This window comes from Chryseobacterium vaccae, from assembly GCF_009602705.1.
GTDB classification, from domain to species: domain Bacteria; phylum Bacteroidota; class Bacteroidia; order Flavobacteriales; family Weeksellaceae; genus Chryseobacterium; species Chryseobacterium vaccae.
Map to the genome: position 1 here is coordinate 3,828,767 of NZ_VSWH01000001.1, position 13,984 is coordinate 3,842,750.

General features: G+C 38.0%; 12 protein-coding genes. 6 read left to right on the plus strand and 6 right to left on the minus strand.

Features of this window, described 5'->3' with window-relative positions:
* Together FW768_RS17415 and FW768_RS17420 are read left to right on the plus strand one after the other, a co-directional pair.
* The gene (locus tag FW768_RS17415) at positions 1-1,116 is read left to right on the plus strand and encodes an efflux RND transporter periplasmic adaptor subunit (protein WP_153397594.1); all 1,116 of its coding nucleotides are present in this window, start codon (positions 1-3) and stop codon (positions 1,114-1,116) included.
* A complete protein-coding gene (locus FW768_RS17420; protein ID WP_153397596.1) occupies positions 1,116-4,214 on the plus strand; it encodes an efflux RND transporter permease subunit in 3,099 nt (1,032 codons plus the stop codon). Before FW768_RS17415 ends, FW768_RS17420 begins: the two co-directional genes overlap by 1 nt.
* 61 nt (positions 4,215-4,275) lie before the next feature.
* Here FW768_RS17420 and FW768_RS17425 read toward each other — a convergent pair whose 3' ends face one another.
* The 6 genes from FW768_RS17425 to FW768_RS17450 form a co-directional block, all read right to left on the minus strand.
* On the minus strand, positions 4,276-5,031 hold the full coding sequence (locus tag FW768_RS17425; RefSeq protein WP_153397598.1) for a DUF5995 family protein: 756 nt from the start codon (positions 5,029-5,031) through the stop codon (positions 4,276-4,278).
* A gap of 100 nt (positions 5,032-5,131) precedes the next feature.
* Positions 5,132-5,383 (minus strand): hypothetical protein, encoded by a 252-nt coding sequence (locus FW768_RS17430; RefSeq protein ID WP_153397600.1) that lies wholly within the window; start codon positions 5,381-5,383, stop codon positions 5,132-5,134.
* Between the two features lie 156 nt (positions 5,384-5,539).
* Complete coding sequence (locus FW768_RS17435; RefSeq protein ID WP_153397602.1) at positions 5,540-6,691, minus strand: alpha/beta hydrolase-fold protein; 1,152 nt, start codon at positions 6,689-6,691, stop codon at positions 5,540-5,542.
* A gap of 52 nt (positions 6,692-6,743) precedes the next feature.
* On the minus strand, positions 6,744-7,214 hold the full coding sequence (locus FW768_RS17440; RefSeq protein ID WP_153397604.1) for a YciI family protein: 471 nt from the start codon (positions 7,212-7,214) through the stop codon (positions 6,744-6,746).
* A 67-nt stretch (positions 7,215-7,281) separates the two neighbouring features.
* Positions 7,282-8,460: a nicotinate phosphoribosyltransferase gene (pncB, locus tag FW768_RS17445; protein ID WP_153397606.1), complete on the minus strand. Its 1,179-nt coding sequence runs from the start codon at positions 8,458-8,460 to the stop codon at positions 7,282-7,284.
* Positions 8,461-8,552: 92 nt separating this feature from the next.
* Entirely contained in the window at positions 8,553-9,029 is a 477-nt protein-coding gene (locus FW768_RS17450) for a Dps family protein (RefSeq protein ID WP_153397608.1), read from the minus strand.
* A 172-nt stretch (positions 9,030-9,201) separates the two neighbouring features.
* Here FW768_RS17450 and FW768_RS17455 point away from each other — a divergent pair, with 172 nt between their 5' ends.
* From FW768_RS17455 to fusA, 4 genes are all read left to right on the plus strand, one after another.
* The gene (locus FW768_RS17455) at positions 9,202-10,833 is read left to right on the plus strand and encodes a hypothetical protein (protein ID WP_153397610.1); all 1,632 of its coding nucleotides are present in this window, start codon (positions 9,202-9,204) and stop codon (positions 10,831-10,833) included.
* Between the two features lie 109 nt (positions 10,834-10,942).
* Positions 10,943-11,356, plus strand: coding sequence for a 30S ribosomal protein S12 (gene rpsL, locus FW768_RS17460; protein WP_002983146.1), 414 nt, complete (start codon positions 10,943-10,945; stop codon positions 11,354-11,356).
* Positions 11,357-11,379: 23 nt separating this feature from the next.
* Positions 11,380-11,856: a 30S ribosomal protein S7 gene (gene rpsG, locus FW768_RS17465; protein WP_034677991.1), complete on the plus strand. Its 477-nt coding sequence runs from the start codon at positions 11,380-11,382 to the stop codon at positions 11,854-11,856.
* 6 nt (positions 11,857-11,862) lie between these two features.
* On the plus strand, positions 11,863-13,980 hold the full coding sequence (gene fusA / locus FW768_RS17470; RefSeq protein WP_153397612.1) for an elongation factor G: 2,118 nt from the start codon (positions 11,863-11,865) through the stop codon (positions 13,978-13,980).
* Positions 13,981-13,984 lie beyond the last annotated feature (4 nt).

The window sequence follows — 13,984 nt, forward strand, 5'->3', positions numbered from 1 at the left end:
ATGAGAATGAATACGACCAGATATATCGCCGTTTTTTATCTATCTGCTTTAGTTGCCCTTACAGGTTGTAAAGATCAGCAGGAGAATAAAGAGGAAGACAAAAGCTACTGCATCAGCAAAGAACTTAAAAAAGATATTCAACTTGTAAAAGCTGAAATCCGTCCTATAGAGGAAAGCATTACACTGACCGGGGAAGTGGAAAGCAATTCAGATAAAACCGTTCCTTTTGTAAGCCTTGTGGACGGAGTGGTTACCGATACTTACTTTTCTTTGGGAGATTATGTGAAAAAAGGGCAGGTGCTGGCCAGTATAAAAAGTACGGCTGTTAATGAAATGCAGGATGATACCCAGACGCTACAGGCCCAACTGGCTGTTGCCAAAAGAAAACTTTCCTCTGTAGAAGCGATGTATAAAGATGATATTGCTTCCCAGAAAGATTTACAGGAGGCAAGATCGGAAGTAGCGATTTTACAGTCCAATATTTCCAAAACTCAGAAAAATATGCAGCTGTATTCGGCGGGAGGAAATACCATTCAGATTAAAGCTCCTGCTGATGGGTATGTTATTTCAAAAAATGTTTCCAAAGGAATGCCTGTTACCGCTGGCGGAGATCAGCTTTTTACGATTTCCAATCTGGATAAAGTCTGGGTAATGGCGAATGTGTATGCTACCAATATGAGAAATGTATACGTAGATCAGCCGGTAGTGGTGAGAACGTTGGCGTACCCGGATGAAAGTTTTTCAGGAAAGATCAATACGATTTCACAGGTTTTTAACGAAAATGAAAGAGTACTGAAGGCGAAAATTATCATGGATAATAATGGAATGAAGCTCAGACCGGGAATGTCCGCGGATATAGTTTTACCTATTCATTCACAAAATAAAAGCGCATTGGCTATTCCTGTTAAAGCCTTAATCTTTGACAATAATCAAAGTTATGTTGTGGTGTATAAAAAAGACTGTGAGCTGGAAATCAGACCTGTGACAGAAGTCGCATCCAACAGCCAGTATATTTATGTGGAAGGAAATCTGAAACCGGGCGAAACCATCATCGCATCCAATGGACTGCTGATTTATGAGAGTCTGAAAAATCAACTAAACAAAGGCGGGAAATAATGCGAAAATTTGTACAGAATATAGTTTCCTTCTCCTTAAAAAACTCACTGATTGTTCTTTTGGGAACTTTCCTGCTGCTGGCCGGAGGAATTTATTCCTATATCCATACCCCGATTGAAGCATTTCCGGATGTTACCAATACCAGAGTAAGAGTGATCACCCAATGGCCGGGAAGAAGTGCCGAAGAAATAGAAAAATTCGTCACTCTGCCGATTTCCAAGGAAATGAATGCGATCCCGAATAAAACATCAGTAAGATCTATTTCTTTGTTCGGGTTATCGGTTGTTACCGTGATTTTTGATGATCATGTTGACGACTTTTATGCCCAGCAGTATGCTTCCAATAAATTAGGGAATGTACAGCTTCCCGGCGGAGCAGAATATAGTATAGAACCTCCATCCGGAGCTACGGGAGAAATTTATCGGTACATCATCAAAAGTAAGCTGCCTATCAAAGAAGTTACTGCTATCCAGGACTGGGTGATCGAAAGAGAATTATTGGCGGTGCCCGGGGTGGCTGATGTGGTGAGTTTTGGAGGAGAAGAAAAAACTTACGAGATAAAGATCAATCCTACGGAACTGCATAATTATGACCTTTCCCCTCTGGATGTGTATGAAGCCGTCTCTAAAAGTAATATTAATGTAGGTGGAGATGTAGTATCGAAAGGAGATCAGGCTTATGTAGTGCGGGGGATCGGTCTTTTAGAAAGTAAAGAGGATATTGAAAACATTCAGATTGAGGTAAAAGGTTCTACACCCATTTTGGTAAAACATGTTGCTGAAGTTAAGGTGTCTGCCAAACCAAGGTTAGGACAGGTAGGATACAACAAAGAGAATGATGTGGTAGAAGGAATTGTGATCATGCTTCGTGGCGAAAACCCGAGTGAAGTGATTGCAAAACTGAAAGAAAGAATAGAACAGCTGAACGGAGGGGAACTTCCCGGAGATGTCCAGATTGAACCAATCATCGACCGTACAGAATTAGTGAATACAACTGTTCATACCGTTTCCAAAAACCTGATTGAAGGAGTAATTCTGGTTTCCGTTATCGTCTTTATATTCCTGTACAACTGGAGAACGACATTTATTGTAGCTTCGGTGATCCCTCTTGCTTTCCTGTTTGCTATTATTATGCTGAGAATTCAGGGACTTCCGGCTAACCTTATCTCCATGGGAGCATTGGATTTCGGATTGCTGCTGGAAGGAACGCTGGTTATTGTGGAACATGTCTTTGTAGCCCTCGAACATAAAGCTAAGAAAATTGGTCTCCGGCGGTTTAATAAAATTTCAAAACTTGGAATCATTAAAAGAAGCGCAGGAAGTGTGGCCAGTTACATTTTCTTTGCATTACTGATCCTTATTGTGGCTCTGATGCCGATTTTCTCCTTCCAGAAAGTAGAAGGAAAAATGTTCTCTCCACTGGCATTTACATTAGGATATGCATTGTTAGGATCATTGATTTTGAGTCTGACGTATGTTCCGGCAATGTGTAAGCTTTTGCTGACGAAAAATATAGAAGAAAAGGAAAACTTTATTTCAAGATTCTTCAGAGTGAATATCTACAGGATTTATGAGTTCAGTGACCGTCACAAAAAAGGATTTATCATTGGATTTGTAGCTTTACTGGCAATTTGCGGATGGAGATTTTCCAACTATGGCTCTGAATTTTTACCAAAACTGAATGAAGGCGCCATTTACGTTCGTGCTACCCTTCCCAACAGTGTTAATCTGGATGAGTCAGTACGTCTTACCAAAGAGATGAAGGAAGCTTTGATGAAATATGATGAAGTAAAATTCATCATGACCCAGACCGGGCGCCCGAATGACGGAACAGATCCTACAGGTTTCTTTAATATTGAATTTAATATCCAGCTGAAACCGGAAAACGAATGGAAGAAAAAAATATCCAAAGAGGAGCTGCTGGAACAAATGAGAATTTCTCTTGAAAAATATCCTGGAATGAACTTTGGTTTCAGTCAGCCGATTCAGGATAATGTGGAAGAATATGTGGCAGGCGTGAAAGCTCCGCTGGTGATCAAGATTTTTGGGAATGATTTATTTCAGCTTGAAAATTATGCTAATCAGGTGGCCAACTCCATCAGAACGGTTCCCGGAATTTCAGATGTCAATGTTTTTAAAAATATTGGGCTTCCGGAACTCAGAATTCAGCTTCATGATTCCAAGATGGCCAAATACGGAGTTTCTACAGCAGATGCACAAGCCGTTATCGAAATGACAATTGGAGGGCAGGCTGCCACCAAGTTCTATGAAAACGAGAGAATGTTTGATGTCATGCTGAGATTTGAAAAGCAATACCGCGATACTCCGGAAAAAATGGGCGATATCCTGATTCCAACCCAGGATAATAAAAAAGTCCCATTGAAAGAAATTGCGACGATTGATTATCATACCGGACCGTCATTTATTTACCGTGAAGGAAACAGCCGGTATATCGGGGTAGGATTTAACATTGAAGGCCGTGATCTGGGAAGTACAATCAAAGAAGCGAAGGCTAAAGTTGAAAAAGAAGTGAAGCTTCCGAAAAGTCATAAAATGACGTGGGCCGGAGAATTTGAAAGTAAGGAAAGAGCTGCAAAACAGCTGGCAATGGTTGTTCCTATTTCTTTGGTTCTTATTCTGATGCTGTTGTATTTCAATTTTGGAAATGTAAAAGATACGCTGATTTCTTCCATAACCCTGGCATTTGCATTTATCGGAGGATTTTTATCGCTCTGGTTTACCGGAACTATTTTCGGAATCTCTGCGGGAATTGGTTTTATTATTCTTTTTGGAGTAGCTACCATTGACGGTATCGTTCTGATTGGGGTGATGAAAGAAAATCTGCAAAACAGAATGTCTCTTAAAGAATCCATTGCCCAGGGAGTACAGAGCAGAATCCGTCCGGTAGTGATGATCGCTTTAATGGGATCGATGGGATTGTTGCCGGCAGCCATGTCTAACGGGATGGGATCAGAAATTCAGAAACCGTTAGCCATTATGATTGTAGGTGGTTTGATCATCTGTATGTTATTATCCTTTACCATACTGCCGATTATTTTTCATTACGCTTATCGTAAAAAGCATAAGGAAACCCTATAGTTTCTTTTATTTTGTTCATTCTTTGGCCGGAATCCGTGAGGAAGATTCCGGCCTTTTTATTTTATCCCTTTTTTGTGGATTCCAGGATTTCAATATTTTTAACAATATCACTGCTTTCACATTTTTTAAGCTCCTTTAGAAGAGCCGGAGTAAGAATCTTAGGATTTAAAATCTGTGAGGCTACCTTTGCCGCAGCATAATCTACAATATTAATCACCGATTCTCTAAGGAACAGCGGCGTATTGCAGGTTACCACAGCGGTTGCCCAGGAAGTTTCTCTTGCTTTTGAAATGGCGAAATCCAGAACTGCATTATCTTTTCCATTAGATAGTTTATCAATAAGATCTACGGGATAACATATTTTATTTAAAGAATCCTGAACGTTCTGGTTAATGGAAGCGATAATTATATTGATGGTGTCAAAATCTTTCTTCAAAGGATTGATTTTCCGGTAGGGCATAATGGAAGCCGCAGAAATCCCGAGATCCAGATTGATATGGGCATTCATCCCCAGAAAAATATGCTGTAAAATTAAAAGATTTTTGTTTTTAGACGCTTCAAATGCAGTATACCAGGCATTGGTACATTTCTTTCCTTTCCTGTAGCTTTCCCAAGCCTCCAGATACCTTTGGGCGAAAGCAATGTCAAGAAGAGTCATCCTTGGACCGTCTTCAAACTTTTTCTGTTGGATGCCTTTCAGAACCTGTGCGGTCATAGCCCGGTAGGTGCAGGCAAAATATCCGGCAGGACTTTGATTTTCCTTGCACCAGATGATAATTTCATCCAGTTTTTTCAGAACTTCTTCAATGGTTTTCATGGTGTGGTTTTTATCCGATTAAAGATAATGAAAAAGATAAATACAGAAAGTAAAAAAGCCATCCGTTGGGATCGCTTTCTATATTGGTTTTAATAAAATTCTATGGAAACAGAGGTAGTGGATCAATAGTTCCGATAGGCTCCAGAACCCGTGGCTTACAGTATCCGGTATTGACTTCACATCTTCCGTTGACGCATATATAATCAGTCATGGTGGTTGATCCGTCAGGACATCTGATCATGGCTTCACCGTGGCATCCGCCGTTACACAATATAGGATATAAATACCCTCCGCCTCCGGATATTTCTTTCAGTTCAGTTCTCGAAAGTTTAGATACGTTCATTTTTTTCATGGGATCATTTTTATGAGGTTGTTTTGTATGGTGTTGAAAATGAACATCTAATATAGTTAAAATAAATCACAATTGTGTTATATAATATATTTTTTTGATGCTTTTAAGAGGCAAAAGGCTATTTTTTCCAAATAAGAAAACCCATGTTAGTTGATGTTATTTTGTTATTTCCTGTAATTCTGTTTCTAATTCCTGCTTTTCTTTTTCTGTATACAGTTCAGAATTCACCAAAGAAGTCTTAAATTTTTCAACTGTTTGAAGATAGTTCTGTTTTAGTTGAATTTGAGCTTTTATGATATATAAAAAACCTTGTGAGAAATTGGGGTAAGTATCCAACAATATTTGCCAGGCTTGAATGGCTTTGTCGTATTGTTTTTCATTATAAAAAAACCATCCCTTACCATTTAAGACTCCAATTGAAAAATTGAGTTTGGTTCCGTAGCTGGATACTATTTTTTGCTCAAGAGATTTTTTAATACTTAAATCTTTTTGCCTAGTGGATAAATATTCTGCCTGAATAGCAGACCATTCTTCAAATAGATCATAAAGTGCAGTATTTATTAATAAACCAGGCGTTGCATTGTGATCAGCTGCTTTAAAGCGATACCCTTTAATATCTAAAAAAGGATTAGGAATATTCTTTTTTATAACAGAATCCATCTTAGCAAAATCTTCAGGATAATCGTTACCAATTCCGAAGCGATAATATTTTTTGGATGTATATGAAAGACTGTTCATTTTGCTTATTGAATCCGTTAAATCAATATTTTTCTGAAAGAAAAAAGGGCTCATTGAAATTACACCGTTCAAATCATTGATCCTTGTACTAAAAAGGGAAGTTGTGAAATAGCCATATCTTGAATGACCAATTAATATCCTGAATTTTGAAGCCTTGTACTCTTTTTCGGCAAAGGGGATAAGTTCCTCAAAAATGAATTTTTCATTTTCAAGCGCAAGTCCATTTGAATCAGAGGTTTTGTACTGTGTTTCATTATAGCGGTAACGTTGTTCAGATTCCACGCTGATTATTACAGATGATGGCATCTGTTCATTACTTGTAAGATAATCAATGGTATTGATGATATAATTATGACTTCTTTTGTTTTGCCTGTCGAATACAATAATTAATGGGAAATTGTTTTTTATTCCATTTTGCCACTCTACCGGAACGGTTATAGAAACTTTTTTTCCAAATCCAAGATTTTTTGAGTGGATGGTTGTGTCTTTCAGCTTTTTATATCTTTCATAGTTTTGCGCAAATAGGGTGGTGGTAAATAAAATAAAAAGTAAGGCAAATCTTTTTGGCATCTCAGTTTAATTTGAATAGTTAGATGAATCCATATTAATGAAGTCTGGGTTCTTATGGATTTTCCTTCGAGATTTCCTCATGATGCTTCAGGTATAAAGGCAGCGCTGCAGAACCATACCATGGAAAAATCTCATAACTGAAAACACCGGCCTGTACCGCGGGATCTGTTTTCACCCATTGCTCAGCTTCTTCTTTAGATTTGGTGTTGAAAATAAACATACCGCGATAGTTTTCTTTATTCTTTTCTAAAAAAGGTCCTGCCACAACAATCTTTCCTTCATCGGCAAGTCTGGTGATATTTCCCATGTGTCCTTTCATCAGTTCTCCCATTTTGGCTTTGTCTTCAATTTTAGCGGTTCCCGTGGTCAGCATAACAATGGTATAGGCCTTCATCCCGTATTGGTCCGCGCCTAAAGAAGTTGCCAATTCCTGATTGAATTTTACTTTTTCTTTATTCTTCTCCTGAGCGAAGGATAAGGTAGTCATCAAAATACTAAGGGTTATAAAAAATTTTAATTTCATAGATGTTTAATTATAATGTGAATAGCTGAAATCTGGCATCTTATGTCTGAAATCTAATATCTAAGTTCTAATCTTTTATTCTCAAAAATTCTTTGGCCAGTTCAATCATTTTCGGATCTCCGGTGTATTTTCCGTGTTCATCGGATAATTTTACCGTAGGAATCCACTCCTGGTTGGGAGCCTGAACGCCGATCAGTTTCATAACGATATTCATTGGTTTTAGACCAACATCATTAGTAAGATTCGTTCCTATTCCGAAAGAGATTCCTATTTTCCCTCTGCAGTAGTTGGTAATTTCTGCCACTTTTTCAAGATTCAGGGCATCTGAGAAAATAATGTATTTAAACATAGGATTGATGCCGTTTTTCTGATAATGGGCAATGGTTTTATCTGCAAATTCCAACGGATCACCGCTGTCGTGGCGTACCCCATCAAACAGTTTTGCAAATTTCTTGTCAAACTGCTGGAAGAATACATCCGTAGTGTAAGTATCAGACAGTGCTACTCCAAGATCACCTCTGTACACATCTACCCAATGTTCCAGAGCCAGTTCATTCGCCATTTTAAATCCGTATTCTGCGGCGTGAAACATAAACCATTCATGAGCGTGGGTTCCGATGGGTTTTACTCCGTATTTCATCGCAAAATGAACGTTTGAACTTCCGATAAATGTAGAGTCTCTTTTCTGCGTCAGGGCTTCCATAACCAGATTCTGTACCTTATAAGAATGTCTTCTTCTTGTCCCGAATTCGGCAAAAGTTACTCCAAGTTTTCCCAGTGAATCTGCTTTCTCAATGGTTTTGCTCATCACTTCTTCGTTGGAATCTCTTTCCATGTGGTTCATCTCATAATGAAGTTCGCTGATCAGAGCTAATAACGGAACTTCCCAGAGAATAGTTCTGTACCATAGCCCTTCAACGGTTACGCTGAGGTCATTTCCTTCCTGATGAATCTTTACTTCAGATGGATCATAATGGTAGCCTTCCAGAAAATCGAGGTAAGGAAGGTCAATGTACGGGCAGGTCTTTGCCATGAATTTTTTTTCGTCTTTTGTCAGCTTTAATTCTGCCATTTTATTGACGGCTTCTTTCAGTGCTGCATCAAAGCCCGGCGGGAAATGATGTTTTCCCCTGTTGATGAATTCATATTTTACAATGGAATTCGGAAATAATTTTACCACCGCATTCTGCATGGTTATTTTATAGAAATCGTTATCTAAGATAGAGTTTAATCGAACGTCGTGCATAATATGTGTAATTTTAACGCAAATATAATCATTAAAAATAAAAATCGTCTAAATGTAAGACGATTTTTTATTATTCGGATGATTTTTGCAGGTTACTTCCCTAAATAAGAGTTGTACATCCATACTTCTTTTTCCTGTTCTGTGATGTAGTCGCTCATCTGGGAATTAGTTCCTTCATCTCCTGCTTTATCCGTAATATCCAGAAGCTCTCTCTGAAGATCAATAACCACTTTGAATGAATTTAAGATAAGTTCAACGCTTTTTGCTGCATAAGTCACTTCTTTGCTTTCTTTAATAGTAGCCACTTTAAGGTAATCGGAATAATTATGAGCAGGAGTTGCACCCAGTGTAAGGATTCTCTCCGCGATCTCATCGATCTTTAATACCAGGCTGTTGTAAAGTTCCTCAAACTTCGGGTGAAGGGTAAAGAACTGATCTCCTTTGATATTCCAGTGCGAACCTCTTGTATTCTGATAAAATACGGAATAGTTAGCTAAAAGGATATTTAATTTTTCTGAAATGTTTTTACAGTCGGCTTCTTTCAGGCCGATAATGCTTGCATTTTTCATACGTTTATTTTTTATACTAACAAATTTAGAAAATATTGTGCCGAAAAGCCCTTATTACCAATAGATGATAACTATAAGAAAATGTTTTAAAATAGTTTGGAAATATGAGCCGAAAAGAAAAAGACAGAGGTAAGGAGAAACAATTTCTTTCTTAAATATCAGTTTACACCACATGATGCTTATCTTTGATGACTTTATACCTGGTTTTAAAATGAAATCATTCCGAAATATAGGATTACGAAGCTTTCTGATGTCTTTTGCTGTCTTTTTTACGGTCTCTTTACTGTACTATATCAGTTCAGTTCTGAAAACAGACGGACATTATGTATATCTTCTGGATGATGCTTACATTCATCTTGCAATGGCGAAGAATTTTGCATTGTATGAAGTCTGGGGAATGACCAGGTATCAGTTTTCCTCCACTTCTTCATCGCCTCTTTTTACCTATATGCTTAGTGTTCTGATTGAGATTTTTGGAGACAATGATCAGATTCCTTTGTACTTTAATGCAGCTTTCAGTATTGGTATCCTTTATTTTCTTTCCATATATTATGGGGATATTCTCAAGGAGGTAAAAAGAACCGTTTTAGCGGTACTCTTTACTGTATTTTTCATTGTTCTTCCGCTGCATTTCCTTTCGGGAATGGAGCACGTCTTTCAGATATTCCTTTTTGTAATTAATATTTTCTGCTTTTATCGTCGGGACCAGAACAAGGCTGCGGAATACGGCTTTTATTTCAGCCTTTTATTGATGGGACTGATCCGTTTTGAAAGTATGTTCTATTTTGTGATTCTGGCTGTTATGTTTGCTGTTATAAAGAAGTGGAAGGAGGTGGTGCTGGTTTTAGTGTTGGGATTAATGCCTATTACTGTATTTTGTGCTTTCAACTACCAGCAGGACGGCTACTTTTTCCCCAATTCCGTGATTGTAAAAGGAACAAAGTTGAGTTTTGATTCCAATATAGTGTACCAGCTTAAAGTCATTCTGCTGGATAATTTTCTGCTGAATATCAGTTTTTATAAAGTGGGTGTTTTCCCTGTTTTACTGTCCCTTATTTTTATTTACAGGGATTTCAAAACGAAAACATTTAAAAAAGTATTGGAAGATAACTTCCTTCTGATTGTATTTTCCCTGCTAATGATTTGTCACTCCATGTTTGCAGATCTGAAAGGGCTTTTCCGTTATGAAGCCTATATTCTTACAGGATTCTGTATGGTTCTGATACCAAAGCTTAAAGGATTGTTTTTCGATTTTACCCATTATATTAAAAAAGAAAGGATAATCAGTGTATTCATTGCTGCAAATGCTGTACTTCTTATATATAAAGGAAGTGTTGCCCATAAAGTGATGAATAACGGAGGGAAGAATATTTATGAACAGCAGGTGCAGTCTGCGAAATTTCTGAATCTGTTTTATAACAGCTCTAAAGTGGTTGCTAATGATATTGGCGCGGTAAGCTATTATACGGATATTCATTTGCTGGATATTGCCGGACTCGGGTCAGTGGAAACCGTTCCTTTTAATGAAAACAAAGGAAAGTTTGACAAGAGGTTTGAAGATTTTCTTGCCCGATATTGTTTTGAGAATAAATATGATCTTGCAATAGTATATGAAGGCTGGCTTCAAGGGCATGTTCCTCCACACTGGAAAAAAGCAGCGGTCCTGAAGATAGGAGAGAAGATAACCGTAGCAAGACAGGAAGTATCTGTTTATTCTATCAATGAAAAGAATCTGGTACAGCTGAAACAAAATATCAGAAAATTTAACTGGAATAAAAACGTTACCGTCACAATCACCGAATAAATGTAAGTGTCTGTTAATTAATTTTTAATAAAAAAGATTATTTGCAGATAACTGCTTGTTAATTAAAAAAAAATTATTATTTTTGCACCCTAAAATAAAAAGCAATTAAATGCCTACTATTCAACAATTAGTAAGAAAAGGAAGAGCCACGCTTGCCAAGAAGAGCAAATCGGCTGCCCTTGATTCTTGTCCACAAAGACGTGGTGTATGTACGAGAGTATATACTACTACACCGAAGAAACCTAACTCTGCACTTAGAAAAGTAGCAAGGGTAAGACTTTCTAACGGTAAAGAAGTGAATGCCTATATCCCGGGCGAAGGACATAATCTTCAAGAGCACTCGATAGTATTGGTTAGAGGCGGAAGGGTGAAAGACCTACCGGGAGTACGTTACCACATCGTAAGAGGTGCATTAGATACCGCTGGTGTAAATGGAAGAACTCAGAGAAGATCTAAGTACGGAGCTAAGAGACCTAAACCAGGACAAGCAGCTGCTGCTCCTGCAAAAGGAAAGAAAAAATAATCATTAAATAAGGTACAAAAGCAATGAGAAAGACAAAAGCGAAAAAAAGACCGTTGTTACCAGATCCAAAGTTTAATGATCAATTGGTAACGAGATTCGTAAACAACTTGATGCTTGACGGTAAGAAGTCAATCGCATTCAAAATATTCTATGATGCATTAGATATCGTAGAAACTAAAAAAGGAGAAACGGAAAAAACTGCCCTTGAAATCTGGAAAGATGCACTTACAAATGTAATGCCTCACGTAGAAGTACGTTCTAGAAGAGTAGGTGGAGCTAACTTCCAAATTCCTATGCCAATCAGAGCTGACAGAAAAATTTCTATGGCAATGAAATGGTTAATTAGCTACTCTAAAAAGAGAAATGATAAGTCTATGGCTTTGAAATTAGCTAATGAAGTAGTAGCTGCTTCAAGAGAAGAAGGTGCTGCTTTCAAAAAGAAATCTGATACTCACAAAATGGCGGAAGCTAATAAGGCTTTCTCACACTTTAAATTCTAATTAGAAATGAGTAGAGATCTTAAATTTACAAGAAATATTGGTATTGCCGCTCACATTGATGCTGGTAAAACTACTACTACAGAAAGAATCTTATTCTATACAGGTGTAAACCATAAAATTGGAGAAGTTCACGATGGTGCTTCTACAATGGACTGGATGGAGCAGGAAGCAGAAAGAGGGATTACTATTACTTCTGCTGCAACTACTTGTTCTTGGAACTTTCCAACAGATCAGGGAAAACCTGTTGCAGACACTAAACCTTACCACTTCAACATTATCGATACACCGGGACACGTTGACTTCACTGTAGAAGTAAACAGATCTTTAAGAGTATTGGATGGATTGGTATTCTTATTCTCAGCAGTAGATGGAGTAGAGCCTCAGTCTGAAACAAACTGGAGACTTGCTGACAACTACAAAGTTGCTAGAATGGGATTCGTAAACAAAATGGACAGACAGGGTGCTGACTTCCTTAACGTGGTAAACCAGGTTAAAGATATGTTAGGATCTAACGCGGTTCCAATCGTTTTACCAATCGGTGCTGAAGAAGATTTCAAAGGTGTTGTTGACTTAATTAAAAACAGAGCGATCATCTGGGATGAAGCAGGACAAGGAGCTACTTTCGAAGTAGTGCCAATTCCTGAAGACATGAAAGATGAAGTTCTTGAATATAGAGAGAAACTTGTAGAAGCTGTTTCTGAGTATGACGAAACTTTGATGGAGAAATTCTTTGAAGATCCGGATTCAATTACAGAAGAAGAAATCAATGCTGCATTGAGAGCTGCTACTATCGATTTATCTATTATCCCAATGACTTGTGGTTCTTCATTCAAGAACAAAGGAGTACAGTTTATGTTGGATGCAGTATGTAAATACTTGCCTTCTCCATTGGATAAAGATGATATCAAAGGTACTGATCCAAGAACTGACGCTGAAATCACAAGAAAACCATCTGTAGATGAGCCTTTCGCAGCTTTAGCATTTAAGATTGCTACTGACCCGTTCGTGGGAAGATTAGCATTCTTCAGAGCATACTCTGGAAGACTTGATGCAGGTTCTTATATCTTGAACACGCGTTCAGGAGATAAAGAAAGAATCTCAAGAATCTATCAGATGCACGCTAATAAGCAGAATCCAGTAGAATATATTGAAGCTGGTGATATTGGTGCTGCGGTAGGATTCAAATCTATCAAAACTGGTGATACAATGTGTGACGAGAAAAACCCAATCGTTCTTGAATCGATGGTTTTCCCTGATCCGGTAATTGGTATCGCTGTTGAGCCTAAAACTAAAGCTGACCAGGATAAAATGGGTAACGCTCTAGCTAAATTGGCTGAAGAAGATCCAACGTTTACAGTGAGAACTGATGAAGCTTCTGGACAAACAATTATCTCTGGTATGGGTGAGCTTCACTTGGATATCATTGTAGACCGTATGAGAAGAGAATTCAAAGTTGAAGTAAACCAAGGACAACCTCAGGTAGAGTACAAAGAAAACTTAACAAAAGTTGCCAGCCACAGAGAAGTTTACAAAAAGCAATCTGGAGGTAAAGGTAAATTTGCTGATATTGTATTTGAACTAGGACCTGCAGACGAAGGTAAAGTTGGTTTAGAATTCATCAATGAGATCAAAGGTGGTAACGTTCCTAGAGAATTTGTTCCTGCCATTGAAAAAGGCTTTAAAGCTGCAATGAAGAACGGTCCTTTGGCTGGTTTCGAAGTTGAAGGTATTAAAGTGGTTCTTAAAGACGGATCTTTCCACGCGGTGGATTCTGATGCTCTTTCCTTTGAAATGGCTGCTAAGTTAGGATTTAAAGAAGCGGGACGTGCTGCTAAGCCAGTAATTATGGAGCCTATTATGAAACTGGAAGTTGTAACTCCGGAAGAATATATGGGTAACATCATTGGTGACCTTAACAAGAGAAGAGGTACCATCAGTGGTCAGGAAGAGAAAAATGGAGCTATTGTAATCAAAGGTTCTGTTCCACTTTCTGAAATGTTTGGATATGTAACAACTCTAAGAACACTTTCATCAGGAAGAGCTACCTCTTCTATGGAATTAGAGAAGTACCAGGCTACTCCACAAAACGTTGCTGAAGATATCATCGCTAAAGCAAAAGGTTAATTTT

Excerpts from the sequence above, each read along its gene's own strand:
- fusA (WP_153397612.1), top strand. The coding sequence starts at position 11,863 with ATGAGTAGAGATCTTAAATTTACAAGAAATATTGGTATTGCCGCTCAC.
- pncB (WP_153397606.1), bottom strand. The coding sequence starts at position 8,460 with ATGCACGACGTTCGATTAAACTCTATCTTAGATAACGATTTCTATAAA.
- FW768_RS17415 (WP_153397594.1), top strand. The coding sequence starts at position 1 with ATGAGAATGAATACGACCAGATATATCGCCGTTTTTTATCTATCTGCT.
- FW768_RS17420 (WP_153397596.1), top strand. The coding sequence starts at position 1,116 with ATGCGAAAATTTGTACAGAATATAGTTTCCTTCTCCTTAAAAAACTCA.
- FW768_RS17455 (WP_153397610.1), top strand. The coding sequence starts at position 9,202 with ATGATGCTTATCTTTGATGACTTTATACCTGGTTTTAAAATGAAATCA.
- FW768_RS17425 (WP_153397598.1), bottom strand. The coding sequence starts at position 5,031 with ATGAAAACCATTGAAGAAGTTCTGAAAAAACTGGATGAAATTATCATC.
- FW768_RS17450 (WP_153397608.1), bottom strand. The coding sequence starts at position 9,029 with ATGAAAAATGCAAGCATTATCGGCCTGAAAGAAGCCGACTGTAAAAAC.
- FW768_RS17440 (WP_153397604.1), bottom strand. The coding sequence starts at position 7,214 with ATGAAATTAAAATTTTTTATAACCCTTAGTATTTTGATGACTACCTTA.
- FW768_RS17430 (WP_153397600.1), bottom strand. The coding sequence starts at position 5,383 with ATGAAAAAAATGAACGTATCTAAACTTTCGAGAACTGAACTGAAAGAA.
- rpsG (WP_034677991.1), top strand. The coding sequence starts at position 11,380 with ATGAGAAAGACAAAAGCGAAAAAAAGACCGTTGTTACCAGATCCAAAG.
- FW768_RS17435 (WP_153397602.1), bottom strand. The coding sequence starts at position 6,691 with ATGCCAAAAAGATTTGCCTTACTTTTTATTTTATTTACCACCACCCTA.
- rpsL (WP_002983146.1), top strand. The coding sequence starts at position 10,943 with ATGCCTACTATTCAACAATTAGTAAGAAAAGGAAGAGCCACGCTTGCC.